Annotated in this window: 21 protein-coding genes; 11 read left to right on the top strand and 10 right to left on the bottom strand. The window is 57.9% G+C overall.

The window, feature by feature from the left end:
* The first annotated feature begins 341 nt into the window (after positions 1 to 341).
* Both GNX18_RS19415 and GNX18_RS04285 read left to right on the top strand, forming a co-directional pair.
* A complete protein-coding gene (locus tag GNX18_RS19415) occupies positions 342 to 704 on the top strand; it encodes a VOC family protein (RefSeq protein ID WP_240914227.1) in 363 nt (120 codons plus the stop codon).
* Positions 705 to 768: 64 nt separating this feature from the next.
* Entirely contained in the window at positions 769 to 1,818 is a 1,050-nt protein-coding gene (locus tag GNX18_RS04285; RefSeq protein WP_138235477.1) for a nitronate monooxygenase family protein, read from the top strand.
* A gap of 38 nt (positions 1,819 to 1,856) precedes the next feature.
* Here GNX18_RS04285 and GNX18_RS04280 read toward each other — a convergent pair whose 3' ends face one another.
* Positions 1,857 to 4,487, bottom strand: coding sequence for a hypothetical protein (locus GNX18_RS04280; RefSeq protein ID WP_166215614.1), 2,631 nt, complete (start codon positions 4,485 to 4,487; stop codon positions 1,857 to 1,859).
* Between GNX18_RS04280 and GNX18_RS04275 the strand changes: the two genes are divergently transcribed.
* Positions 4,434 to 5,660: an MFS transporter gene (locus GNX18_RS04275; RefSeq protein ID WP_166215612.1), complete on the top strand. Its 1,227-nt coding sequence runs from the start codon at positions 4,434 to 4,436 to the stop codon at positions 5,658 to 5,660. The genes GNX18_RS04280 and GNX18_RS04275 overlap by 54 nt on opposite strands.
* A gap of 100 nt (positions 5,661 to 5,760) precedes the next feature.
* Here GNX18_RS04275 and pelA read toward each other — a convergent pair whose 3' ends face one another.
* From pelA to GNX18_RS04255, 4 genes are read right to left on the bottom strand one after another with little or no spacing between them, the layout of a single operon-like run.
* Positions 5,761 to 6,924, bottom strand: coding sequence for a pectate lyase (gene pelA, locus GNX18_RS04270; RefSeq protein ID WP_166215611.1), 1,164 nt, complete (start codon positions 6,922 to 6,924; stop codon positions 5,761 to 5,763).
* A 21-nt stretch (positions 6,925 to 6,945) separates the two neighbouring features.
* A complete protein-coding gene (tmpT, locus tag GNX18_RS04265; RefSeq protein ID WP_166215609.1) occupies positions 6,946 to 7,587 on the bottom strand; it encodes a thiopurine S-methyltransferase in 642 nt (213 codons plus the stop codon).
* Between the two features lie 29 nt (positions 7,588 to 7,616).
* Complete coding sequence (locus tag GNX18_RS04260) at positions 7,617 to 8,366, bottom strand: siderophore-interacting protein (protein WP_166215608.1); 750 nt, start codon at positions 8,364 to 8,366, stop codon at positions 7,617 to 7,619.
* Positions 8,367 to 8,392: 26 nt separating this feature from the next.
* Positions 8,393 to 8,845, bottom strand: a complete 453-nt coding sequence (locus tag GNX18_RS04255; RefSeq protein ID WP_138235471.1) for a MarR family winged helix-turn-helix transcriptional regulator — start codon at positions 8,843 to 8,845, stop codon at positions 8,393 to 8,395.
* Positions 8,846 to 8,965: 120 nt separating this feature from the next.
* Here GNX18_RS04255 and hrpB point away from each other — a divergent pair, with 120 nt between their 5' ends.
* Positions 8,966 to 11,509: an ATP-dependent helicase HrpB gene (gene hrpB, locus GNX18_RS04250; protein ID WP_166215607.1), complete on the top strand. Its 2,544-nt coding sequence runs from the start codon at positions 8,966 to 8,968 to the stop codon at positions 11,507 to 11,509.
* Positions 11,510 to 11,811: 302 nt separating this feature from the next.
* The gene (locus tag GNX18_RS04245; RefSeq protein ID WP_166215605.1) at positions 11,812 to 13,332 is read left to right on the top strand and encodes a family 16 glycosylhydrolase; all 1,521 of its coding nucleotides are present in this window, start codon (positions 11,812 to 11,814) and stop codon (positions 13,330 to 13,332) included.
* 121 nt (positions 13,333 to 13,453) lie between these two features.
* Here GNX18_RS04245 and GNX18_RS04240 read toward each other — a convergent pair whose 3' ends face one another.
* Entirely contained in the window at positions 13,454 to 14,401 is a 948-nt protein-coding gene (locus tag GNX18_RS04240; protein ID WP_166215603.1) for a LysR family transcriptional regulator, read from the bottom strand.
* A gap of 124 nt (positions 14,402 to 14,525) precedes the next feature.
* Here GNX18_RS04240 and GNX18_RS04235 point away from each other — a divergent pair, with 124 nt between their 5' ends.
* On the top strand, positions 14,526 to 15,272 hold the full coding sequence (locus GNX18_RS04235) for an SDR family NAD(P)-dependent oxidoreductase (RefSeq protein WP_166215601.1): 747 nt from the start codon (positions 14,526 to 14,528) through the stop codon (positions 15,270 to 15,272).
* A gap of 433 nt (positions 15,273 to 15,705) precedes the next feature.
* Positions 15,706 to 16,503 carry an endo alpha-1,4 polygalactosaminidase gene (locus GNX18_RS04230; protein ID WP_166215599.1) on the top strand — a complete coding sequence of 266 codons (798 nt, stop codon included), beginning with the start codon at positions 15,706 to 15,708 and terminating at the stop codon, positions 16,501 to 16,503.
* 129 nt (positions 16,504 to 16,632) lie between these two features.
* Here the strand turns inward: GNX18_RS04230 and nfuA are convergent, their stop codons facing one another.
* Positions 16,633 to 17,235, bottom strand: a complete 603-nt coding sequence (gene nfuA, locus GNX18_RS04225) for a Fe-S biogenesis protein NfuA (RefSeq protein WP_138235465.1) — start codon at positions 17,233 to 17,235, stop codon at positions 16,633 to 16,635.
* A gap of 129 nt (positions 17,236 to 17,364) precedes the next feature.
* Positions 17,365 to 18,051: a type 1 glutamine amidotransferase domain-containing protein gene (locus GNX18_RS04220; protein ID WP_166215597.1), complete on the bottom strand. Its 687-nt coding sequence runs from the start codon at positions 18,049 to 18,051 to the stop codon at positions 17,365 to 17,367.
* A 191-nt stretch (positions 18,052 to 18,242) separates the two neighbouring features.
* Here GNX18_RS04220 and metH point away from each other — a divergent pair, with 191 nt between their 5' ends.
* On the top strand, positions 18,243 to 21,938 hold the full coding sequence (metH, locus tag GNX18_RS04215) for a methionine synthase (protein ID WP_166215595.1): 3,696 nt from the start codon (positions 18,243 to 18,245) through the stop codon (positions 21,936 to 21,938).
* A gap of 220 nt (positions 21,939 to 22,158) precedes the next feature.
* A complete protein-coding gene (locus tag GNX18_RS04210) occupies positions 22,159 to 22,368 on the top strand; it encodes a DUF2970 domain-containing protein (protein WP_166215593.1) in 210 nt (69 codons plus the stop codon).
* 123 nt (positions 22,369 to 22,491) lie between these two features.
* On the opposite strand, the gene GNX18_RS19745 is transcribed toward GNX18_RS04210, so the two are convergent.
* On the bottom strand, positions 22,492 to 22,626 hold the full coding sequence (locus GNX18_RS19745; protein WP_256367364.1) for a hypothetical protein: 135 nt from the start codon (positions 22,624 to 22,626) through the stop codon (positions 22,492 to 22,494).
* Positions 22,627 to 22,933: 307 nt separating this feature from the next.
* On the opposite strand from GNX18_RS19745, the gene GNX18_RS04205 reads away from it, so the two are divergent.
* Entirely contained in the window at positions 22,934 to 24,598 is a 1,665-nt protein-coding gene (locus GNX18_RS04205) for a nitrite/sulfite reductase (protein ID WP_166215591.1), read from the top strand.
* On the top strand, positions 24,582 to 25,139 hold the full coding sequence (locus tag GNX18_RS04200) for a DUF934 domain-containing protein (protein ID WP_138235460.1): 558 nt from the start codon (positions 24,582 to 24,584) through the stop codon (positions 25,137 to 25,139). Before GNX18_RS04205 ends, GNX18_RS04200 begins: the two co-directional genes overlap by 17 nt.
* A gap of 437 nt (positions 25,140 to 25,576) precedes the next feature.
* On the opposite strand, the gene GNX18_RS04195 is transcribed toward GNX18_RS04200, so the two are convergent.
* A complete protein-coding gene (locus tag GNX18_RS04195; RefSeq protein WP_166215589.1) occupies positions 25,577 to 26,800 on the bottom strand; it encodes a CaiB/BaiF CoA-transferase family protein in 1,224 nt (407 codons plus the stop codon).
* Positions 26,801 to 26,814: the final 14 nt, after the last annotated feature.

Here is a 26,814-nt window from a genome sequence, read left to right as displayed (position 1 = left end):
GTGCCTGAAATTCCGTTATCACAATCCGGCACCTGACTGCGATGGGCCAATTTATTAACCACCGGCCATAGGTGGTTGTCACCAAGGAACAAAACAGACCTCCCGAGTTCCCAGGGTTTCCTTGCCAGCATGCCAGGCTCTTCGACACCGGTGAGCCAATACTCCAGGTCGATACAGAGTATGGTTATAGCCTTCCGTCTTTGTGAAAACGTCGGCTCCCACGATTTGCCTATTTCGGTGCTCAATCACCGTGGCCTACTGACTCGCTGTCTACGCTTAACCGCGAACGTCGCCGTGCGCAGTCCAAGACTCGCTTCCGGGTGGGGACCAGCCTTGCCCGGGTGGGACTTGCACCCACGGGAAACCAACGCACAGTTTCCGTTAATCATCCTCCTTGTCGATCAACATTCCCTGCGCCTGAGCTTTGCTCGGCGCACCACAATGAAGCATTTTCCTTTCAGGTTGCAACGGAAGACCAGGCCGAAACTGACCGCTATTGGGATGCAATCATCAACAATGGTGGCGAAGAGAGTGCTTGCGGCTGGTGCAAGGACAAATGGGGAATTTCCTGGCAGATAACTCCGATTGCTTTGACAAAGGCGGTGACCAGCCCCGATCGCGCAGCAGCCAAGCGCGCGTTTGAGGCGATGATGGAGATGCGGAAAATCGACGTTGCCACTATTGAGGCGGCCGTCCGCGGTTGACCCAGTCGAACATTCTGACACAGCAATCTCTAAGTCCACTACATAATTATCTGCCGGACACACGATGAATCTACAGAAACTTTTCGGCATAGAATTGCCCATCATTCAGGCGCCCATGGCCGGTGTACAGGGCAATGCACTCGCCGTAGCGGTTTCCAATGCCGGCGGCCTCGGTTCTCTGCCCTGCGCCATGCTCAGCCCGGAAAATTTGAGAAACGAACTGGCGGCGCTCACGAGCCAGACGAACAAGCCTTACAACGTCAATTTTTTCTGTCATGTGCCGCCCGAGCCCGATGCGAAGCGGGAACAAAGCTGGCGAAAAGCACTCTCGCCTTACTTTGAAGAATTCGGGCTCGCCCCAAACGAGGTGCCTCAACAGCCGGGACGCACTCCCTTTAGCGCGGAGGCGGCAGATATTCTGGAGGAATTCAAACCGCCGGTGGTGAGTTTTCATTTCGGCCTGCCGAAGCCGGAATTGCTGGCGCGGATACGCGCATGGGGTGGGAAAATTCTTTCTTCCGCGACGACGGTCGACGAAGCGCTATGGCTGGAGGCACACGGTGTAGATGCCATCATCGCCCAGGGGCTGGAAGCGGGTGGACATCGCGGTTTCTTTCTGTCGAAAGACCCTGCCACCCAGGTCGGCACCTTTGCGCTGATTCCGCAGATAGTGCAAGCAGTGAGGGTACCGGTCATCGCTGCAGGCGGTATCGCCGACGCCAGCGGTGTAGCTGCAGCGATGGCGCTCGGCGCTGCAGGCGCACAGATAGGTACGGCCTACCTGCTCTGCCCCGAAGCCACCACTTCAGTGGTGCATCGGGCCGCATTGAAAACACGAGAGGCCCGCACCACTGCGCTCACGAACCTGTTCAGCGGTGGCGCTGCTCGTGGAATTGTGAACCGCTTGATGCGCGAACAGGGGCCGATGAATGGGCAAATCCCGGAATTTCCTCTGGCGTCAGCTGCCTTGGCCCCGCTTCGCGCCAAGGCCGAAAGCCTGGGCAACGGCGACTTCTCACCACTGTGGGCGGGGCAAAACGTAAGTGGCTGCAAGGAGATTTCTGCAGCCCAGCTTACCCGGGAGCTGGCAGACTATATCCAGAACTCCCGCTGATCATTTTAAAAACAATAACGCTCACACCGCACGCGTTTTTATTGCGACATGCTCGCGGTGTTATGCACATTAACGTGAGGTTTCGCGAAGGTTCGCGGTGGGCCGATCAATGGCGTTTTTACTGGTGTCGCAGCACCGGGAACAATCACAATGGAATTTTCGCCTGGGTTGATGTCGTACAGCGCCGGACCCGCTTTTTTCCAGTTGTTCATAAGCCAGATATTGCCTGACGGATCGATACCACCACCAGTCAAACGGTCCAGCGCATCACTGGTGTAGCCGGTGGGTGGCGATATGGGATCGCCCAGATTGAGGCCTTGCGGACATTTGCCGGAGCCGCAGAAATGGGAAATGGCGGTGTTGCCAAACTGGGTATCTTCGGTGATCCCCTCCACCGGCGACTGGCCAAAATTGAACACCCACAGTGAGTCCGCGCCGTCGATGGCATTGCCCCAAGGCAGGCCGAGCCCCCCTTGGTTTATGATCTGCATCGGCTCGCCGCCATCCGCGGGGAAAAACACAATGGAAGGATTGGGGCCGTCTTGCGGTTCGTAGGGATCCACACAGGGAATTCTCACCCCGCTGGTGCTGTTCACCCACATGTTGCCCTTGCTGTCACCAGAAATACCGATGGGATAGGAGATATCGACCATGGAGGTATCCTTAACTTGGATATCGCCGTCCACGGTGAGCATGTATACCTCTCCGGAGTTATTGCCGGTGACCCAGGCCCGCCCTTTGGGATCTATGGCAATCGCAAAGGGCTTCAGATTCGGCGCCTCCGGTGTTCCCGCACCTGGCAGCGGGAAATTTTTCGCGAGCAGCGGATTGCCGTTCGGTATCAGGGTAATGGTGTCGTTGCCGCAGTTTGCGATCCAGATATTGCCCTCCCTGTCAGAAACTGTGCCCTGAGGCCACCAGATGTTGCCTTTTGTAAACCCACTTTCGGGTGACAGCGGCTTGCCGTTGGGCAGAAAGAGAGAAACGCTATTGTGCGTTGCGGGGATTTTTTTTGCCGGGTCCGGGGGAATATTGCCGTTGGCACAGCTCGGCGCCTCAAACCCGTAGTTACCTACCCAAAGGAGCCCGCGGGGATCGAAGGTTACGCCGAATCCAGCACCGCTGAGGCCGCCGCCGGTGAAGGGTGACCCGGGAAAGGTTTCACCCCAGGGGTAGAACTTCAGCAGGCGCTGCCCGGTACAGGCGAATTCGTCGGGGGCGCGCGGCTTGTAGTTATTGATAACCCAGGCGTAGCCTTTCTCATCAATGGCCACGTTGCCCGGACCGTTCATCAGATTGTCGCTGTCCTGTTCAGAATAGAAACCGCCGGTGAACTTGATAAACAACAACCAGTTGGTTGGTCTCTCGGTCAGCGCCGGCTGGTATAGCGGCGACGCCAACGACAACAGATACACCGGATCGTCTGCCGCAGAAGGATAATTTGGGTAAGCGGGCGATTTCATAATATTCGCGATTGCCTGCAGTACATTGGTCGCCGGTGTTTCGCCCGCGTGGCTGGTTGCGGCAAACAATGCGTGACAATGAATCGAGTCGGCTACACAGCCGGCCACTACATTGGTCAGAGAATTGAAGGTCGCGAAGGTGGATGTTTCACTGCCGTTAGGGGTGCGGCGCAGCACTTCACCGACTTTGCCCGTTTTCGGGTCGGCCATATTTTCGGCCATTCTTACGGCGTTGAGCATGCCGTAGGTATTGCCGCGAACCCTATCTCCGTGCACAAACTGTGCGAAAGCCGCTCCGGTGGCAACGGTGGTGCGCTCGTTGATAACGACGTTCTCAAGCCTTCCCGCCCCGCTTCCGGACGCGGCCACCAACATGACTGGCCCTTTCTCCGCGATCACAAACAGTACCGGGCGCAGGTAGTCGGGTAATTGTGGCGGCATCCAATACCGGAGTTCAAACTCGCCTGCGGCATCGGTGTGCGTGGTTGCGAGGATGCGATCAAACGGCAGGCCGGCTACACGACTGGCGTAAAGCGACACTTTATAGCCGCGCAACGGCGCCCCATTGCCTTCTACTTTGCCGCGGAGTGTTTTGCCCAACGGCAGCCAGTTTCCAATCAGCCCCGGGAAACCTCCATTCTCCCAGTGCTGAGCTGCTTCATGCTGGAGGTTCGTACCGAGTGAAGGCTTAGGGGTTGAATTGCGGTGAACAGAACCCGAAGAATGAGCATCGGCCCAGTTAATCTGCGCCAGGGACTCTGCCGAGACGCCCGACAGCAGGCCTCCAAGCACCATGGTGAAAACCGTGACAGCTACTGATCTGCCGAATAAAACACATCCCGAACCGACAGAATCAATCATGAACCTCACTCCTTTACTACGCAGTTCACTGTCAGCAATTCCATTAAAAAAAGTATGGCACAGGACGATTTGACGTCCACATGGCGTTGTCCGGCCCGGTTGTTCCGGCGAGCTTCTGTTGGCGCCTGCGGTCTCTATGCCCCGCCTAATCCTCGCGCTGGGCCGCGCAACCGTGCGACGGGCGACCGGAAGAGCGGGTTGGAATTCCTCGCCATTCCAGCCACATTCCGCTAAATTGCCCACCTCTCGATGCCGCAAGGCAACCGAACCCTCATGCTGTAAGGAACCCCGATGTATCCACCCTCCTCCACCACCGCGCCGGTCGCGGACGGTGCGCCCGCTCATTCCCGACTCGCGGAAATCGCCCTGGCCCTTGGCGGCTTTGGCATTGGCACCGGCGAGTTTGTGATTATGGGGCTGATGAACCGTGTGGCGATCGACCTCGGAGTCACAGCGCCGGAGGTGGGGTATGCCATCAGCAGCTACGCCCTGGGAGTCGTGGTGGGCGCACCGATTATTGCGTTGCTGGCGGCGCGAGCGCCGCGGCGGACACTGTTGATTGTGCTGATGCTGGTATTCGCGGTGGGCAATATTGCCAGCGCCTTTGCGCCTGGCTTCTGGTCGTTCATCGGCTTGCGCTTTTTGGCCGGGCTTCCCCACGGTGCCTACTTTGGTGTGGCCGCACTGGTGGCTGCCGCGGCAGTGCCACCCAATCAGCGCGCACGCGCGGTTGCGCGGGTGATGACGGGGCTTACACTGGCAATCCTGATCGGCGCACCACTAGCAACTTGGGCAGGTAATCTGTTCGGGTGGCAGATTGCCTTTGTCGGCGTGGGTGTGGTGGCGTTGCTGACCGCGTTGATGGTCTGGCAGTTCGTTCCAGTGCAGCCACAGGATCCGGAAGCCAGCCCGACGCGAGAGCTGTCGGCACTGGTCAAACACAGAGTGTTGTTCACTTTGGGGATTGCCGCTGTCGGCTTCGGCGGTATGTTCTCAGTATTCAGTTATGTAATGCCGACACTGACTCAACAGGCGGGTATGGCGGAATCTCTTGGCCCTCTGGTACTCATACTGTTCGGCCTCGGCGCCATTGCCGGCAATCTGCTCGGTGCACGCGTAGCAGACTGGAATGTATTGCGGGCATTTCCGCTGATACTCACGTGGTGCGCCGTGGTGCAGGCGGGATTCTATTTCGCCGCGGATTATGTGTGGCCGGGCATTCTGTTCGTCGGCTTGGTGGGCACCAGTATGGCATTGGGCCCCGCGGTGCAGACACGTCTGATGGACGTGGCCGAGGGCGGCCAGACCATGGCGGCGTCTCTGAACCACGCGGCTTTCAACCTGGCCAATGCACTGGGCGCCTGGCTGGCAGGCGTGGCCATCAACGCCGGCTTTACGTGGTCGATTACCGGTCCCGTGGGCACGCTGTTGGCCATTGGTGGCCTGCTGGTATTTTTCGCCGGGCGTTTGGTGGAAAAGCGCAGCGAAACCGCAAATGCGGTACCAACGCCGCTCTAGTCAGTCCATACCGTTAATAATCTACATTGTCGTCACTCGATGCGCGGTATTCACCGCGCAAGCTTCTCCCGTTGGTCGCGCGACTCATTAATTGCCAATACTATTTTTCGCGGTTTTTTTGCTGCCATGCTGGGTATTCGACGTCTAGAAAGCTCGCGGGCCAGTAGCCGTACCAGCTGTATCCGGTGCGGCGCTCTGCATCCACTTCGGACAATTGATAGACCCGCTTACCATCGCGGTTGGCAAGAAACGGTCCGCTGGTTTCCAGATCGTAGAACCGCGCCCAGATGGGCTTTGCTCCGGCGTCTTTCACTACAACTAGATCGTAGTCTGCGGCGTGGTAATCGAAGCGCTGGTTGTCGGCTTCCACCCGGTCGATGCGAAAGCCTGCAAGTTTTGCGGATTCCAGCCAGGCCGCACCCGCGTTCACAGCCTGAATCACCTCTTTGGAGGGGGCCGGGATGGACATCAGATATTTCAGCACCGGCACGGTTTCCCAGGCGAGCACGCCGGGCAGTTCATAGGCTCGCCCCTGTGCAGGCCGCAGCGTCTTTTCATGATACTGGCCCGCCCAACCGGTGCGCTTGCCGCCGATACGCACCTGCAAATCGAGCAATAGCGCATCACCCTTGACCACCGCTTGCGCAGCCCGGTTGCGAAGTGTTTCGTCAATGTAATCGAAGGGATATTTACCCACAGCCACTTTGCGTAGAAAAGTGAGTACACCGGGCATGACTTCGTCGGCGATGGTGATATGGCGGAAATACGCAAGATCGGTGCGGTCCGGCGAGTGCGCCCAACCGCCATTTGGGTATTGGCGATCCAGTGTGTAGCGCAGCCCTTTCAGCGCCGCATCGCGGTAGCGGGTATCGTCGGTCTGCTTGAAGGCCTCTGACAGGTATTCAATCTGCGGGTAAATATTACGGTTGTCGAAGCTGGCATCCGCCAGGGATTTGTCTTCAAGAGCCCGTTTGCGCTCATCAGTGGACACAACTCTCAGCGGGTGCTTGTTGGTGGGCCAGCCGCCGCTGTCGCGCTGGTAGAGCAACAGGTTGTCTGCGATGGATTCGATCTGGTTCAGCTCGAAGTGCTCAACGCCAGCTTCGCCGGTGCGGTCGTTCCAGTGTTTGATCGCATCGTAGAAGCCGTCGATGGAGATGGGCTGATACGCCGGCTTCTGCGACTCCGCATTGGCGATGGAGATAAAGCCCGCCAGTACTGTGCCCATTAATGGAAGAAATAATTTGCAGCGATCTCTCGTCATTATTTTTTTCTCTGATTCTGATTATCTGTTGGCTTGCAGCAGCCAGACTTTCTCCAGAGCGGTGACCTTTCCCTTCAGTCCGCCGGGCACCTCCACCGCGTCAACCAGTTGCAGCTGGTATGCACCGCTGTACAGTCGTTGTATCTCCTCGTCACTCACACAAAATGGTGGGCCAGGCTGCAGGTTCTGGTCGTAATCGAAGGAAATCAGCAATTGCGACGCGCTGCCGGTAATCTGCTGTAAATGTGCGGCGTAATCCACCCGCATATTCTCTGGCAATGCCACCAATGCGGCGCGGTCGTAGATGGCATCCACGGAACCCAGAGCCTCACGCTGCAGCTGGAACATATCCCCCACAAAGACGTCGAGATTTTCTGCGCTATAACGCTTCAGCTCCCCCTGCTCAGCAACTTGTGGTGTAAGCGCCAGTTCTGCGAACAGCTGCTGGATTGCCGTTTCACTCAGCTCAGCCCCGGCCACACGGTAACCCTGCTCCAGCAGCCAGCGGATATCCAGGGTTTTACCGCATAAAGGCAGGAACAGACGCGCACCCGGTTGCAAGCCGAGCTGCGGGAAATGTTTCACTAGTAGCGCATGGGCCTCTGAGTTGTGAAAGCCGATTTCGTTTTTCTGCCACTTTTGCAGCCAGAAGGATTGTTCCATGGAAATGTCACTCTTCTCTTTTCTCTAGCTCAATCGAGCGCCGCTGTTTCTTCGTCTTCCCGCTTGACCTGTTTGTGCTGGTCCTCACTCAAACCGAATTTCCAGTAACTGGAAATATACCGCATAGAAGGTTCTATCGGTCGCTCGTTGCGGAACAGGTCGCGCAGCTGGCGCATGGTGGAAAACTCGCACGCGCACCAGACGGCCGCCCTGCCCTCTGGCCAGGCCAGGGCCCTGATCTCGGACAGCAGTTGCCCGCCAGGCACATTGATATCTCTGCACACTACCCAATGAATCTCCACCCCGGGCGGGCACTGCAGGGGCTGGCGATCTTCTTCGCTGGTAATTTCAATGATGGCGTGACCGCGGGCATTCTGGGGCAACAGCTCCAGGTTCACACTGATGGCCGGCAGCGCCGTCATATCTCCCACCAGCAGAAACCAGTCACCTTCGGGGTGGATAAGCTTGCGCGCTCCCGGGCCGCCAACCAGTATTTTATCGCCGGGCTTCGCCTGCATGGCCCATGCGCTCGCGGGGCCCGGGTGCTCGTGCAGCGCGAAGTCGATGTCAATTTCACTCTCCCGCTGGTGGCGAATGGTATAGGTCCGCATCAGCGGGCGCTGACCTTCCCCCTGGTTGAACAGAAGTTTTACGTAGGCGCTCTCCTGATCTTCAGGGAAGCCATGCAGCCCCTCACCGCCCAAAGTGACGCGCAACATGTTCGGTGTGATCTGGCGGCTGCCAATCACTTGCAGTTCTCTCGGTGCTGGTTTCGGCATTCAGGTTACCTCGGGAATTTCGTTACTCAATTGGAATTACACTCAGGGTCGGCATTGAGATTTGCCACCATTCGGGCACTCAGCTCGGTAAACAGCTGCAACTCCTTCTGCGTCAGGCCGCGAGTCATCCGGGCCGCAGCTTCCCGCTCTGCCGCCAGCAACTGCTGCATGACGGCGCGGCCTTTTTCCGTTGGAAACAGCAGCTGGCTGCGGCCGTCAGTGGGGTTCGGGCGCTTTTCAATCAGGCCGTCATTCAACAGCTCTTTGAGCACCCGGGTGATCTGGGCCTTATCGCGCTGCATACGCCGGGCAATGGAAAAGGCGGTGGACTCGGGATTGCGGTAGATGCCCTTGAGAGCGCGGATATGAGTGATGGGGAGCCCAAGCTCACGCTCCGAAACTTCCGCCCGCAGGCAACATTTATAGCCGTGTGCGAGTCGATGCAGGGTATCGCTCAGGTTTGAACCCGGTTTGTCCATGGTTTCTTCATCTACCGAATTAATTGATATTGTCAACTTATCCACGTTAGGTGACACTGTCAACTAATTTGTTTTATGACTCTTGAGTTACCGAGAAATTTCGCCGCTATAATCGCCGCCATGTCCGATTTACCCATCTATGAGGTGCTGCCAGCGCTGCTGGACACACTCAACATTCACAACAATGCTGTGCTGCAGGCACCTCCCGGTGCCGGCAAGACGACGGCCGTTCCGCTCGCGCTGCTGGAGAGCCCATGGCTTGCAGAACGCAAGATCATCATGCTGGAGCCCCGACGGCTCGCCGCCCGCTCTGCGGCGGCGCGAATGGCGGAATTGCTGGGGGAACCGGTGGGTCGGACGGTGGGATACCAGATCCGTGCGGAGCGCAAATCCAGCCGCGACACCCGTATCCTCGTGGTGACCGAGGGTATTCTCACCCGGCTGCTGCAGTCAGACCCGGAGCTTGCCGATACAGCGCTGGTGATTTTCGATGAGTTCCACGAGCGCAATCTGCAGGGCGATCTGGCACTGGCACTTTGCCTGCAGTCACAGGAAGTACTGAGGGAAGACCTGAAATTACTGGTGATGTCCGCAACGTTGGACGCAGAGGCCGTGGCCGGCCTGCTGGACAATGCGCCGGTTATCACCAGCGAGGGGCGCGCCTATCCGGTGGAAGTGGAGTATCTACCCCACCCGGAGGTACCCGATGCCCCCCGCCAGCTACCATCACTCATGAGCCGCAAAATACGTGAGCTGATTGAGCAGCACGACGGCAGTTTGCTGGCATTCCTGCCCGGGGTGGGCGAGATTCGCCAGGTGGAAAGCGACCTGCGGGAATCACTGGGCAAGCGCCCCGACATCTTGATTGCTCCGCTCTACGGCGATCTGAAAAAAGAACAACAGGACGCGGCCATCGCCCCCTGCCAGCAGGGTCGGCGCAAGATCGTGCTGGCGACCAACGTTGCGGAAACGTCGCTCACTATCGAGGGCATCCGCCTTGTCGTGGATTCCGGGCTGATGCGGGAGTCCCGTTTCGATCCCAACACCGGTATGAGCCGGCTAGTCACCACGCAGATTTCCCAAGCCTCTGCCACCCAACGCACCGGCCGTGCGGGGCGCCTCAGTGCTGGCCACTGCCTGCGCCTGTGGAGCGAATCCACCCAGCGCGGCATGGCAAAGAAAAACTCACCGGAAATACTGCTAAGCGATCTGGCGCCGGTGATGCTGGAGTTGGCCAAATGGGGCGTGAGCGATGCGCGCGAGTTGCGCTGGCTGGATCTGCCACCACCGGGGCCAACCGCCCAGGCGCAGGAACTGCTGATAGAACTGGGCGCGCTTGACCGGGAACTGCGTATTACCGGCCACGGCGAAAAAATGCTGAATCTGGGTACCCATCCGCGCCTTGCACACATGATGCTGAAAAGTGTGGAGTTTGCTCTCGAAGAACCCGCCACCCTACTTGCGGCCCTGTTATCCGAGCGGGATATTTTCCGCGGGGAGCAGCGCTGGGACAGGGATATTCACAAGCGCATGGAAGTGCTGAACGGCACTTCCAGAAACAGCAGCGCAGATTTCGCGGCGATCCAGCGAATTCGTCAGCAAGCAGCATCCTGGCGCGCACAACTGGCCGGTAACGCGCCTAGAACCACCCAGGCACCGGACCCGTACGACACCACCGGTGTACTGCTCGGTTTCGCCTACCCGGATCGGATTGCCAAAAGCCGCCGCGACCGCGAGCGGCGCTTCCTGTTGTCAAACGGGCGCGGTGCGCATTTCTCCCACGACGACGAGCTCGCGCTACAGGAGTATATTGTCATTGCCGATCTCGACGGGCAGGGTCGCGATGCACGCATTCAGCTGGCGGCCCGTATCAGCAGTGAGGCACTGTACGAATATTTTGCCGAGCTCGTCGAAACCAATGAATTTGTGCGCCGGGACAACAGTACCGGACGCGCAATTGCCAGCATTCAGACAAGGCTCGGCAAGCTGGTAATGGAAGAAAAGCCAGCACAGAATATCTCCCCGGCACTTTTAAGCCGCGCCCTTCTGGACGCCATCCGCCAAATTGGGTTGCGCGCGCTCCCGTGGAGCAACGAGGCGGAGTGTATTCTGGAGCGGGTACGTTTTTTACATAGCCAGCGCGAGCATTTTGGTGATCTGGTGGATACGCTGGCACTTCCCGATTGGAGCGACACTGCACTGCTGGAAACAATGGATGAATGGCTGCTGCCACATTTGAGTGGTTTCAGCAAACTGGATCATTTAAAACAACTGGATCTGAAGAACATCCTGCAATCGCAGCTGGAATGGTCCACCCAACAACGGATTGACGAACTGGCACCCAGCCATGTCGCGGTTCCCAGTGGTTCGCGCATCGCCATTCAATACCGCGAAACTCCTCCGGTGCTGGCCGTGCGCCTGCAGGAGATGTTCGGCCTTGCGCAAACACCAGCCATCCTCCATGGCCGCTATCCGCTGATGATTCACCTGCTCTCCCCCGCCCATCGCCCGGTACAGGTTACGCGGGATCTGGCGAGTTTCTGGAGAAATACCTATCAGGAGGTGAAAAAAGAGTTGCGCATCAAATACCAGAAACACTTCTGGCCGGATGACCCCACAACGGCCCAGGCGACCAATAAAACCAAAAAACGCATGGACCACTAACGCCCTGCTCTTCGAACCGGGCGCGCAGGTCGATCACGAAACAGTCAACCTGCCACGCCGGTACCAAATTCGCTTCCGACATTTGCAGACTGGTCATGCAGGTCTGCAACCCCGTCAACATAACGCTCCTGCCATCTCCGAGAAAAATAGCCGCCAAACTTCGGCTTTTTCCCGTACCACTTTCCAAATTGGACAGAACTGGGACGCCACCTTACCGTTTTCCCCGGATATTTTGGGAACCCGTCTTGTTCGACACAAAAAGCTGACGGGCCATCCCTCGCAATAAAAATGAGAAGGCGAAAATGAGAATACGAAAACACCCGGATCTTTGCAGAAACCTCTGCACACTTTTTGCCGGCCTGTGCGCGACGCTGCTGTTTGCCCAGGCCAATGCGACCCTGTTCCAAGCCGAGGACTATAGCGCCTTTTACGATACCACCCCGGGCAATACCGGTGGCGCCTACCGCGCGGACGACGTGGATATCGAGGCCACCAGCGACAGTGGCGGCGGCCACAATGTGGGCTGGGTGGTCGCCGGTGAATGGCTTGCATACAACAATCTGGTCATTCCCAGCAGCGGGCAGTACATCGTGCGTTTTCGCGTTGCCAGTGCGACTGGAGGAACCCTTTCCAACGACCTGAATGGTGGTTCGATTGTGCTCGGCAGCCTGAATGTACCGAATACTGGCGGCTGGCAAAACTGGCAGACCATTTCCCACCAAGTCCACATCGATGCGGGTACTTACAGTCTCGGCGTGTACGCCACTACCGGAGACTGGAATCTGAACTGGATTGAAGTGGTGCCCGCGACTCCGGCCAGTGGTGTTGCAACCATTTATCAACACTGCAATTACACTGGCTGGTCTGCGGGACTCGGGGTCGGCAGTTACAATCTTGCAAGCCTGCAGGCGCTGGGATTCGTGGATAACGATGCATCATCCATACGCGTTTCATCCGGTTACCAGGCAACGCTCTATGCCAACGACAACTTCAGCGGCGCATCGGTAACCGTCACCAGCGACGATAGTTGCCTCAACAACGAAGGCTTTAACGATAACATCACCTCCATCGTAGTCAGCCCCGCAGCCACCAATGGACTGGTATGGGCGGATGAGTTCAATGCAATCAACACCGCTGACTGGACCTTTGAAACCGGCGGTGGTGGTTGGGGTAACAGCGAATTGCAGTACTACACCGCGGGCCAGAACGCTTCTATTCAGTACGACGCCCAGGCGGGCAGTAATGTGCTGGTAATTGAGGCGCGCCGGGAAGGCGGCCACAACTGCTGGTACGGCGCCTGCCAATATACGTCGACCCGGATGATCACCGGCGGGAAAAAGGAATTCCAGTACGGCCGCATCGAAGCCCGCATTAAACTGCCGCAAACCCAGGGTATCTGGCCGGCGTTCTGGATGCTGGGAGGTAATATCCGTACTGGTACCCCTTGGCCGAACTCTGGGGAAATCGACATCATGGAGCATGTTGGATTCGAGCCGACACTCACGCATGGCGCCCTTCACGGTCCCGGTTACTCCGGCAACACTCCGATCATGGGCACCTACAATGTCGGGCAGAATGTTGACGCTGGCTACCATGTGTATGCGGTGGAGTGGAACAGCAACGGCATCAGCTGGTTCGTGGACGGCAACAACTTCTACAACGCCTCTCGCGCCCAGGTGGAGCAGTATGGCCCTTGGGCCTTTGATCATCCGTTCTTCATCCTGCTGAATGTGGCGGTGGGGGGAACCTGGCCGGGAAGCCCGGATAGCAGCAGCGTGTTCCCACAACGGATGTATGTGGATTACGTGCGAGTTTACCAGTAATTTTCCGTCTCACAGGAAAATGAAAAACGCGGGCAATGCCCGAATGCCAGTCAGTTAAGCCAACTGACTGGCATTACGGCTACGGCCGCGTTTTCTGCATTCAATAGTTCAGAAACTACAGCTAGGACTGATCGATACCAGTATCGACCGCTCTCAGCGACAGCCTCTCCCCCAGAAATTCCCAGACCGCATCTACTGAACGATTACGGGCCTTGCGCCCAAGGCACACCAAGTGAATCGGAGCGCTCTCTGGATGTCTCCACCGACGCAGAACCGGCACCAGTGCGCCACTCGTAAGTTCCAGCTCAATGATCAATGGGTCAACCTGAATGATCCCCAATCCCATGGTTGCCATTTCAACCAGTGCACTGGCATTGTCCGACGTAACAGCCGGCTCAATCAGTAATGACTCAATAGCGCCAGCTGGTGCCTCGGGATCGACAAATGGCCAATGGTTTGCATTCAGTTGTTGGCTGCGAAAAACCAAACATTGGTGATCCCGCAGTTGGGACGGATCAACTGGCTCACCATGCAATCGCAAATAGGCCGGACTCGCGAAATATCCCCAGGTCTTTACACCAATCTGGCGCGCCACCAGGGAAGAGTCGGGCAAATGCCCGATTCGCACCGCGATATCCACACCGGTCTCGATCAGGTCAACCTGCTGATCATCAATATTGAGGTCCAGGGTAATACGCGGAAACTCAGTTTTCAGCGCAGGCAGTATAGGTAGCAACAGTCGCTGAGTGATCAGTGTGGAACTGCTGATTTTTACCGAACCCGACGGTTGTTGCTGCTGGTCCAGCCGCAATTGCTCCGTATCAAATACCAACTGTTCCAGGGTTGCCGTGGCTTTCAGCAGGGATTCTCCGATTTCCGTCAGTCGCAGTTTTCGGGTAGAGCGTTGCAACAGACGCTGACTGAGATGCCCTTCCAGTTGTGCCACTTTTTTGCTGACCGCTGAACGAGACAGCTGCAAGTGATCCGCGGCCGCCTGGAAGCTGCCGCGCTTGGCAACCTGCTGAAATACATACAGATTGGGTAATTGCAAATGCAGTGGCTCGTCCATTATTCACATCTCCGCAACTCAAAAGATTCCCAAATGGAAACAATCCGTTTCCTTGAACGCCCCTAATCAGAGCGAATTGTCGGAGTTAGAGTGGTCACCGTCAATCACAAGCAATGAGCGTTGTATGAATCAGAAGCATTATTTGATCACCGGGGCGACCGCGGGTATTGGACTGGCAACCGCACGGAAACTGGCCTCTGCCGGCCATCATCTAACCATCACTGGACGCGACACAGGGAAGTTACAGGATGTCGCGGCAGAAATAGCCCAGCTTGGCGATGGTGAAGTTATCACTCAGCTGTGTGACAGTGCTGATATGGCGCAGATCACCGCCATGGCTGCCGCCCTGCAGCGTGACGGCCTTGCTTATGATGGCATTGTGCTGAATGCGGGCATCTTCCTGCCGCAGAACTTCTCTGACCTCAGCGAGACTAACTTTGATCAGACGATGGCGGTCAACTTCAAGGCGCCGCTGTTCACTCTGCACGCACTATTGCCCTGCCTGAATAACCCAGCGAGTGTCGTATTCGTATCATCGCTGGTGGTACACAAAGCCTTCCCAGGTGCCGCCTCATACAGTGCCAGCAAAGCCGCTTTTGAGGCCGCTGCACGGGTGCTCAATCTCGAACTCGCAGAGCGGGGAATTCGTATTAATTCGATACGGCCAGGTGTGACCGCAACCGAAATCCAGCGCAAGGCTGGAATGAGTGAAAAGCAAATCGCAGAACTATCGGGAACCATGCAGGACACGGCACTGGGGAGAATATTGACCCCCGAGGACATGACAGCAGCAATTAGCTACCTGCTGAGCGATGCCAGTGTGGGAATGCGCAACGCCTATCTGGACATAGATGGTGGCTTCGTCTTGTAACGATTCTCCCGCCACGCTGCATTTTTTACGCGGATACCCTAAGACGCTCCTGCGCTATAGGGTATCCGAGTGGGTCCCGGGTTTGGTGAGTTTATCCAGATGGAAGTGATGACCGCTACCAGTCAGTAGCGTAGAAATGGACAGTGCCACCCTGACGGGAGCCGTCCAATCTTGTTATAGTCCGCGCTCAAAGTTGCATCGTTTTGAGAGCACCCACGTGAAACGGATTTTTTCAACCGCTTTTCAGTTACCCGTCTTATTTACAATATGCCTTACGGCATCCCTCACCGCGTGTGATTTTGAGCGCGTACCCAACTTTTACCCTGAAAAAGGATACACCGATCACCCTCAGGAGATGCGCGACTTTGTCGCTGGTCTACGAGGATATGCCCGGGAACTGAAACCTGGCTTTATTTTTGTAGGGCACGGCGCTTTGCCACTGGTAAGCGCAAATGAACGCACCAATGGTACTCCGGACAGTGTGTATATCCGCAATCTGGATGGCCTCGCACAAGACGCTCTCTTTTATGGCCACGATGGTATCGACCAGCCCACAACCGACGGCCGTCGCAACGAACTGCGCAGCTATCTGGACATGGCCCGGAAGAATGGCAATACCACAATCCTGGCAACCGACTTCGCAGTGAGCGAACACAAAATCGACAATGCCTACCAACTGAGCGATGACGCCGACTACCTCGGGTATGTGGCCGACCACCGCGAACTCGACAATATCCCCCTCTACCCCGACGAACCTTACAAGGTAAATCGTCGCGATATCCTGGAACTTGACGAGGCGAGCAACTTCCTGGTTCTGACCAATACCACTCTGTACTCAACTCGCCAGGCGCTGGTAGACGCTCTCGCTGAAACAGATTATGACGTGATTGTGATGGATTTCTTTTTTAATGGAGAAGAATTTACGTCAGATCAGATTCGCCAGTTACAGCGAAAAGCCAATGGCGGATTGCGGCTGGTGCTGGCAACGGTGAATATCGGCGAAGCGGAAAGCAACCGTTACTATTGGAAAAACCACTGGGTATCCAACCCGCCGAACTGGTTGAAAGAAGAGATTTCCGGAAGCGGCCGGTATTACGTCAATTACTGGACTCCCACCTGGCAGAACATCATCTACGGCAGCAGCGGTTCTTATCTGTACAAAATTGCAAATGCTGGTTTTGACGGGGCCTACCTACTGGGCCTGGATGCCTACCAACATTTCCAGAATTGATCAGGCAACTTCCGCAAGAAGGAACATCCGGACACAAAAAAAGGCGAACTGAACAGTTCGCCTTTTTTTGTGTCCGACCAACGTCAACGCCGTGAATGCGCGAGCGGAATCAGATGCAATCAGACCAGATCAGTAGTAGGCCTGTGATTTATCCGTGTGGTCGGTGATGTCTTTCACCCCAGCCAGCTCCGGAATTTTTTCTTTCAGGGTTTTCTCTACACCCTCTTTCAGTGTCATGTCGACCATACCGCAGCCCTGGCAACCGCCGCCGAACTTCAGCACCGCGTACATGTCTTCAGTAACCTCCACCAGACTGACCTGACCGCCGTGTGAAGCGAGCCCTGGATTTACGTCGCTGTAGAGCACGTAGTTGATACGGTCTTCGATCGGGCTGTCGTCGGTAACCTTGGGCATACGCGAATTGGGTGCGCGGATGGTTAGCTGGCCACCCATTTTATCGGAGGAGTAATCTACCCTGGCCTCGTCCAGATAGGGCACGCTGCGGCCTTCAAAATAGGCTTTGAAGCCATTCAGCTGTACTTCCACATCACCCTCTTTTTCTTCGCCGGGGCGGCTGTAGGCAATACAGGTTTCCGCATTGGGCGTACCCGGGTTGGATACGAACATACGGATGGCGATGCCCTCGCAGTCCTGTTTGGCCAACAGATCGCGCAGGTACTCCTGGGCGGAGTCGGTGATGGTGACGTTCAATTCTGACGGCTGTGCTGACATAGACCTTCTCAAATAACCGGACTTCCTGAAACAGCGCCGAACGGGAATAACCAACCTCGGCAGTCGGGTATTCTACGCCCATCTGCGCGCGAGTGAAACCAGACTGCTACACACGCCTCGCAAGTGGGTTCAGCGCACCTGTGAGAGCGCCCCCAGCAGGGCCCGGGCCGTACCTTCCGAAGAAGCTGGATTCTGACCGGTGATCAGGAGCCCATCGGTGCAGATGTGACTCTTCCAGTCGTCGCCTTTGGAATAGCTGGCTCCCCGCTCTATGAGCATATCTTCCACCAAAAACGGTACCACGTCGGTCAGCCCCACCCCCTCTTCTTCGCTGTTGCTGAACCCCGTCATTTTCCTGCCGCGCACCAATGGCTCGCCGTGCTCATCCACCGTATGGCGAAACACCGCCGGGGCATGGCACACGGCGCCCACCGGTTTGCCCGCGCGGTAGAAACCCTGAATGATGACCACGGAACGCTGGTCCTCGGCCAGGTCCCACAGTGGGCCGTGGCCGCCCGGATAGAACAGCGCATCGAACTCGTCCGTATCCACCTCATCCAGGGTCAGGGTGTTGGCGAGCGCCTCTTGGGCGATGGGATCGTCGCGAAAGCGCCGGGTCGCCGCGGCCTGGGCATCCGGGGCGTCACTTTTGGGGTCGAGAGGCGGCTGCCCACCCTTGGGGGACGCAATGGTCACATCTGCCCCGGCATCCACAAACACGTAGTACGGCGCAGCGAACTCCTCCAGCCAGAAGCCGGTTTTCTTGCCGGTGTCTCCCAGCTGATCGTGGGATGTCAGAATCATCAGGATCTTCATGGGCTCCTCCCCTGTCGTCATTCCTGCGAGTGTAGTGTGGCAAAGCGACAATGCCGCGCCAGAAGCTCTGCTAGAACGGTCGGTTACAAGGTTATGCATACTCGGTATTGAACGGTGACTGCGGCGCCGAAGAACACCGGCAATTGTGCTAAGATTGCCGCCCTTTTGGTCCCCGTTTTAAGGAAATATCCATGTCTCAGCAGTCCCGCGATCAACGTCTGAAACAGCTCTACGCCGCCCTGGGCGAGCGCATCCTGATTCTGGACGGCGCCATGGGCACCATGATCCAGCGGGAGAAACTGGGCGAAGCGGACTACCGGGGCGCGCGCTTTGCGGACTACCCCTCTGACATCAAGGGCAACAACGATCTGCTGGTGCTGACCCAGCCAGACCTGATTGAGCGCATCCACCGGGACTATCTCGAAGCCGGTGCGGACATCATCGAGACCAACACCTTCAACGCCACCCGTCTGTCCCAGTCCGATTACGATATGGAAGACCTGGTGCCGGAACTGAACCGGGTTGCCGCGCAAGTGGCGCGCCGTGCGGCGGATGCTCTCTCTACGCCGGAGAAGCCGCGCTATGTGGCCGGGGTACTGGGACCGACATCGCGCACGGCGAGCATTTCTCCGGACGTGAACGACCCGGGTGCACGCAACGTGACCTTCGATGAGCTGGTGAAAAACTACATCGAATCCACTCATGCGCTGATTGAGGGCGGTTCCGACATCATCCTGATCGAGACCATTTTCGACACCCTAAACGCCAAGGCGGCGATTTATGCGGTGCACGAGGTATTCGACCAGCTCGGCTTCGAATTGCCGATCATGATTTCCGGAACCATCACCGATGCCTCCGGCCGCACCCTGTCCGGCCAGACGACCGAAGCATTTTATTACTCGCTGGCGCACGCCAAGCCGCTTTCCGTCGGTCTGAATTGCGCCCTCGGCGCCACCGAGCTGCGCCCCTACGTTGAGGCGCTGTCCGGCGTGTGTGCGGAATATGTGTCCGCCCACCCCAATGCGGGATTGCCGAACGAGTTCGGCGAGTACGACGAGACGCCGGAGGAAACCGCGTCTATCGTGGCGGAGTTCGCGCGCAGCGGCTTCATCAATATTCTGGGGGGCTGCTGCGGCACCACTCCCGATCACATCCGCGCCATTGCCGACGCCGTGGTGGACATTGCCCCGCGCAAACTGCCGAAGATCAAGCCGGCTCTGCGCCTGTCCGGTCTCGAACCCTATGTGGCCGACGAAAACGCGCTGTTTGTGAACGTCGGCGAGCGCTGTAACGTCACCGGCTCCGCGCGGTTCAAGCGTCTGATCATGGACGAGGATTACGATACCGCGCTGCAGATCGCCGCTGCCCAGGTGGAAGACGGTGCGCAGGTGATCGACTTCAACATGGATGAGGCGATGCTGGATTCCGTCGCCGCCATGCGCCGCTTCCTCAACCTGTGCGCCACCGAGCCGGATATTTCCAAAGTGCCGTTCATGGTGGACTCCTCCAAGTGGGAGGTGATCGAAGCGGGCCTGCAGTGCATCCAGGGCAAACCTATCGTCAACTCCATCAGCCTGAAGGAAGGCGAGGAAGAATTTGTCGAGAAAGCCCGCCTGTGCCTGCGCTACGGCGCCGCGGTGGTGGTGATGGCCTTCGACGAAACCGGCCAGGCGGACACCTACGAGCGCAAGATCGAGATCTGTAAACGCAGTTACGACATCCTCGTGAACAAGGTGGGTTTTAACCCCACAGACATCGTGTTCGACCCGAATATTTTCGCGGTGGCCACCGGGATCGAGGAGCACAACAACTACGCGGTGGATTTTATTGAAGCCACCCGCTGGATTCGCAAAAACCTGCCGGGTGCAAATGTCTCCGGCGGTGTTTCCAACGTGTCGTTCTCGTTCCGCGGCAACAACCCGGTGCGCGAGGCGATCCACTCCGTATTCCTGTATTACGCCATTAAGGCCGGCATGAATATGGGTATCGTCAACGCCGGGATGCTGGAGGTTTACGACGAGCTGCCCGCGGAACTGCGGGATAAAGTTGAAGACGTCATCCTGAACCGCAACGACAACGCCACCGAAGCGCTGCTGGATATCGCGGAAAAATACCGCGGCGACGGCGCCGCAGCCGAGCGCAAGGAAGACCTGGCCTGGCGCCAGTGGCCGGTGAACAAGCGCTTGGAGCACGCGCTGGTAAAAGGTATTAACAACTATATCGAGCAGGACACCGAGGAGTCGCGCCAGCAGGCCAGACGCCCGCTGGACGTGATCGAAGGTCCGCTGATGGACGGCATGAACGTAGTCGGCGACCTGTTCGGCGAGGGCAAGATGTTCCTGCCGCAGGTGGTGAAATCCGCGCGCGTGATGAAACAGGCCGTGGCCTATCTGCAGCCCTACATTGAGGCGGAGAAAACCGCAGACAGCAAACCCAACGGCCGCATTCTAATGGCCACGGTTAAGGGCGATGTGCACGATATCGGCAAAAATATCGTGGGTGTGGTGCTGGCCTGTAACAACTTCGAGGTGATCGACCTCGGAGTGATGGTGCCGGCAGAAACCATTCTGCAGACCGCGAAAGAAAAACAGTGCGACATTATCGGCCTCTCCGGCCTGATCACGCCGTCGCTGGATGAAATGGTGCACGTGGCCGCGGAAATGGAGCGCCAGGGCTTCGATATCCCCTTGCTGATCGGCGGCGCCACCACCTCCAAGGCGCACACCGCGGTGAAGATCGAACCCCAATTCAAGCGCAATCAGGTAGTGTATGTTGCCGACGCCTCGCGCGCGGTGGGGGTAGCCAGCAATCTGCTGTCCGACGAGCTGCGCCCGAACTTCGTCAAAGGCGTACAGGAAGAGTACGTGAAAGTGCGCGAGCGCACCGCCAACCGCAAGCGCAATGACCCGCGCCTGAGCTATGCGGACGCCCTGAAGGCGGGCCCGCAGTTTGACTGGGCCAACTTCGAGCCCAAGGTGCCGAACAAGCCGGGCCTCACCGTGCTCGACGATTTCCCGTTGGAAAAGCTGGTGGACACCATCGACTGGACCCCCTTCTTCATCTCCTGGGATCTCACCGGTAAATACCCGGCAATCCTGAACGACGAAGTGGTCGGTGAAGCCGCCACGGATCTGTTCAAGAATGCCCAGACCATGCTCGCAGACATCATCGATAACAAACGCCTCAAAGCCCGCGCGGTGTTCGGCCTGTGGCCAGCCAACGCCGACGGCGACGACATTGTGGTCTACACCGACGAGAGCCGCACCGAGGAGCGCGCGCGCCTGCACCATATGCGTCAGCAGGTACAGAAGCGCGGTGGCGACGGTTTGTGCCGCTCACTCGCGGACTTTATTGCCCCGGTTGGCTCCGGCGTGGCGGATTACGTGGGCGGCTTCGCCGTTACCACCGGGATCGGTGCGGATGAACTCGCCGCACAATACGAAGCGAAGCACGACGACTACAGCTCGATCATGGTGAAGGCGCTGGCGGACCGCTTGGCGGAATCCCTCGCCGAGTACCTGCACCGGGAAGTGCGCCGGAATTACTGGGGCTACCAGCCGGATGAAACACTCAGCAATGAAGAGCTGATCAAAGAGGCGTATTCCGGTATCCGCCCTGCTCCAGGCTACCCTGCCTGCCCCGACCACACCGAAAAGGCCACTCTGTTCAGATTGTTGAATGCAGAGGAAAATGCCGGCATCGAACTGACCTCCAGCTTCGCCATGATGCCGGCGGCGGCAGTCAGCGGCTGGTACTTTGCCCACCCGGAGTCCAAGTACTTCAATGTGGGCAAGATCTCGCGGGATCAGTTGGAAAGCCTGGCCGAACGCAAGGGCATGCGCGTGGATGAGCTGGAGCGCTGGGTGCGGCCGAACCTGGAAGATTAACGACCCTCAATTTGTAGACCTGCTGTAGGAGCCTGCCCTGCAGGCGAATGGCGTTCGGTGTCACCGCTTCGCGGTGTTCGCCTGCAAGGCAGGCTCCTACGGTTGCAGGTTGGGATATCTGTAGGAGCCTGCTTGCAGGCGAATCAAGGATCGGTTTCACTACTTCGCAGTGTTCGCCTGCAAGCAGGCTCCTACAAAGGCGCGGTGAGAAGAGGAAGGCATGGAAGAGAAAGATAAGAAACCATCATTCGGCCAGGTAGTACTCAGCACCCTGGCCGCCGCGATCGGCGTACAGTCCAACAAAAACCGGGAAAGGGATTTCAAGGGCGGCAGTATCAAGACTTACATCGCCGCAGGGGTGATCTTCACCGCCCTCTTCGTGATCGCTCTGATCCTGGTGGTGAAAACGGTATTGAGCAATATGGGATAAGCCCCAGAGCTCCACTTCGAACAGCTAAGGAATCGCGAAAAAACGTAGCAAGCCAGTGGCCGAGCTGGCGTCCCAGCACAGCCAGGACGCCGTCAGGCGCTCGCGCAGTATTTTCTGTGATTCCTATCCTTGGGAGGCCACCCAGAAAATACAGGTGCCCACGAAGATGGCCACTAACGCCACCGCCGCCAGGGCGTCTACCAGGTTATCGCTATCGTCGGATACAACTACTACTTCTCGGGCTGCATGATCGCTCATCGGAATACTCCGTCACTCAAGAACTCATTATTGTTTTTAAAGGTAGCAGTACCGCGGAAAAACGGCGGTTGCCCAAGTAGACCAAATCCCCGCAGGGGGCGCAACCGCAGGGCTTTCCGGGTTCCACACTGCCACCACCGGCTTATAACCAGCAGTTACTGATTTAGCGAAAAAAATTGTTATTTTTCGTATAAGGCGGCTGGTATGTTATGCGCCATCTCAGGGTGGCTGATAGGCTCCAGAAGTCCCGTTGGACACTGGCCAGGCACCGGGAGTCGGCGTAAAAAAGCAATGGAATCAAGCTCTTATGTATCAATACGACGAACAGGATCACAAGCTGGTCCGGGAACGGGTGGCCCAGTTCCGCGGCCAGACCGAGCGCTATCTCGCCGGTGAGCTGAGTGAAGAACAATTTCTGCCCCTGCGCCTGCAGAATGGCTTATATATCCAGCGCCTGGCGCCCATGCTCCGCATCGCCGTGCCTTATGGACTCCTGAACAGCACCCAGGTGCGCCGCCTAGCTCATATTACCCGCAAGTACGACAAGGGCTACGCCCATTTCACTACTCGCCAGAATGTGCAGCTGAACTGGCCAAACCTGGAAGATGTGCCGGATATTCTCGCGGAGCTCGCGGAAGTGGAAATGCACGCAGTTCAGACCAGCGGCAACTGCATCCGCAACACCACGACCGACCAGTTTGCCGGCGTTGCCCGCGACGAGCTGGTAGACCCACGCCCCTACTGCGAATTGATTCGCCAGTGGTCCACCTTCCACCCGGAATTCGCCTTCCTGCCGCGCAAATTCAAGATCGCCGTGTGTGGCGCTGAAGAAGACCGCGCCGCCATCCGCGCCCACGATATTGGCGTACAGATCGTAAAGAATGCCCAGGGCGAAACCGGATTCCAGGTGTTTGTGGGCGGTGGCCTTGGTCGCACCCCGATTATCGGCGTTGCCATCCGCGACTTCCTGCCGGAAGTGCACCTGCTCTCCTACCTGGAAGCCATTGTGCGCGTGTACAACCAGCTGGGCCGCCGCGACAACAAGTTCAAGGCGCGCATCAAGATTCTGGTAAAAGCACTGGGTGCAGAAGAATTTGCGCGCCGTGTGGAAGCGGAGTGGGAGCAGATCAAGGACGGTGCAGACGAACTGCCGCCGGAAGCCATCGAGTGGTCCAAGCGCTTCTTCCCACAGCCGGCCTACAAATCCATCAGCGGCGACCACGCGGAAGCCGTACTGCGCGATCAGGCGGGCGCCGACAAGGCCTTCTCCCGCTGGCTCGAGCGCAACACCTTCCCGCACCGGGTACCCGGTTATCAGGCTGTGACCCTCAGCACCAAGCCCACCGGCGTTCCCCCGGGCGATGTCACCGACCGCCAGCTGGAAGCCATTGCCGACCTGGCCGACGAGTTCAGCTTCGGCGAAGTGCGGGTCACCCACGAGCAGAACGTGGTACTGGCGGACGTGGAGCAGGAACGCCTGTTCGAGCTGTGGCAGGCAGCGCGCAAACACGGTTTCGCCACCCCGAATATCGGAACCCTTACCGACATGATCTGCTGCCCCGGCGGCGACTACTGCTCACTCGCCAACGCCAAATCCATCCCGGTGGCGGAGGCGATCCAGCGCAAATTCGACGACCTCGACTACCTCTACGATCTCGGCGACCTGCACCTGAACATTTCCGGCTGTATGAATGCCTGTGGCCACCACCATATCGGCCACATCGGTGTCCTCGGCGTGGACAAGAAAGGAGAAGAGTTCTACCAGGTACAGCTTGGCGGCAGCGCCAACGAGAAAGCGGCACTCGGCACTGTGCTGGGCCCCAGCTTCTCCCGCGATGAAATGCCGGACACCATCGGCAAGATTCTCGATGTATTCGTGGAAAATCGCCAACCGGAAGAGCTGTTTATCGACACCTACAACCGTATCGGGCTGCAGCCATTCAAGGAGCGTGTGTATGCCAAAGCCAGCTAAAACACCTGTCGGCGCACAGCCGGAAAATCCAGCCCGCCTGATTCTGGACGGCGCCGTAGCTGAAAACGAATGGAACCTGCTGCCCCTGGATGCGGACACGGAAATCACCGCAGCCAGTCTTGCACCTGGCAAGGTCATTCTGCCGCTCACCGTATGGTTGGCGCTGCGCGGTGACCTTCAGGCCCGCAAGGGCGAAATCGGTGTGTGGCTGGACAGCGACGAAACCGCGGATCTGATTGGCGATCACGCCAGTGAGCTGCCTCTGATCGCCGCGCACTTTCCGCTGTTTACCGATGGCCGCGCCTTTACCGCCGGCCGTCTGTTGCGCCAACGCTATGGCTTCACCGGCGAGCTGCGTGCGGTGGGCAACTTCATGCGCGACCAGTTGACCTACCTGAAGCGCTGCGGCTTCAATGCCTTTGCCTATCAGGGCAACCAACCACTCGAAGGTCTACTGGAATCGCTGCAGGACTTTACCGACAGCTATCAATCCGCCGTGGATCAGCCCCTGCCGATCTATCGCCGCCGCGCACTGGCTTGAGGTCTGTCGCGATACAAAATGACCGGGCGCCTAACGCCCGGTTTTTTGCTTTCCAGCTCGGCGCGATTCACTGCGCCTTGAACGGAACCGCTGTAATAAGCTTCCAGTTGTTCGCCGATTCTGCGAAATACCAGTGCCAGATTCTTCGGTAATTCAGGTTTCTGCGGCGTATCCATCACCGAACCCTCGTGCGAGCAGACAGGAAGCGAAGGGGGCGACACCTCAACGTTCTTCGCCGATGAAACCCCGCGCAGGTGATTTGAATTCAACGGCGCACTCCCGCGCCACTAACGTTCCCCCCCCGCGAACTCACTGATAGTAGCGCAGTCGCCATTTACCACCAGACTTCTGGCGCAACGTTTTCCTTTTATGGCATGTATAAACTCTTGTTTACTTCGCGCTCGCTATTCTTTCGTCACAACTTCCCGCATTGATTACTAGATCACGCCCTGCTCCCGCAGGCGCTCGATCTCGTCGTCGCCAACCGACAATACCGTCTGCAAAATTTCCCGGGTGTGCTGGCCGAGTACCGGTGGGGCCTGCTCGTACTGCAGGGTCGATGCGGAAAAGCCCAGGGGATTGCGCACGGTTTTTACCCTGCCGGCGATCGGGTGATCCTGCTCCACCACCATACCTCGCGCCTGCACCTGCGGATCGGCAAACACCTGCGCGAGAGTATTGATTGGCCCACAGGGCACATGCGCATCGCTCAGTTTTTCCAGCCACCACGCGGCGGGCTGCCGGCGTGTCGCCTGCTCGATCAGCGGCACCAGCTGATCGCGCGCTGCCACCCGCGCGTTGTTGCTCGCATAAGCCGGGTTATTCGCGATCTCGTCGAGGCCGGCGATCGCGCAGAATTTCTGGAACTGGGCGTCGTTGCCCACCGCCAGCATGAAGTGGCCATCGCTGGCGGGTACGGCCTGATAGGGAACGATATTCGGGTGGGCGGTGCCCTGGCGCTCCGGGCTTTTGCCCGAGGTCAGAAAATTCTGGGCCTGGTTCGCAAGCCACGCCACCTGGGTATCCAGCAACGCCAGATCGATCTGCTGGCCCTCGCCGGTTCTGTCGCGGTGTATCACCGCGGCGAGAATGCCGGAGACGGCATACATTCCCGTCATCAGATCCGCTACCGCCACGCCCACTTTCTGCGGGCCAGCACCAGGCTGGCCCTCGGGCACGCCGGTGAGACTCATCAGGCCGCCCATCCCCTGGATCATGGCGTCGTAGCCTGCCCGCTTTGCATAGGGCCCGGTCTGGCCGAAGCCGGTGATGGAGCAGTAAATGATTTTCGGGTTTATCGCGCGGACGGCGTCGTAATCGAGACCGTATTTTTTCAGGCCGCCGACCTTGTAGTTCTCCAGCAGCACATCGCACTGCTTTGCCAGTGCGAGGATCAGTTGCTGCCCCTCGGGGCGGGTGATATCGACAGTGATGGACTTCTTACCGCGGTTGGCACAGAGGTAATACGCGGCCTCGCCCGTATCCTCCCCGGCAGAATTCTTCAGATAGGGAGGCCCCCAATGGCGGGTGTCGTCCCCCTTTTGCGGGCGCTCCACTTTGATGACTTCCGCACCGAAATCCGCCAGCACTTGGCCGGCCCATGGGCCCGCCAGAATCCGGCTGAGATCGAGAACCTTGAGGTGTGCCAACGGACCGGCCATAACTACTGCTACTC

The sequence above is a fragment of the Microbulbifer sp. SH-1 genome (assembly GCF_011326135.1).
In the GTDB taxonomy this organism is placed as follows: domain Bacteria; phylum Pseudomonadota; class Gammaproteobacteria; order Pseudomonadales; family Cellvibrionaceae; genus Microbulbifer; species Microbulbifer harenosus.
The sequence above is the reverse complement of the archived record's forward strand: the minus strand, read 5'-3'. Positions and strand labels throughout refer to the sequence as shown.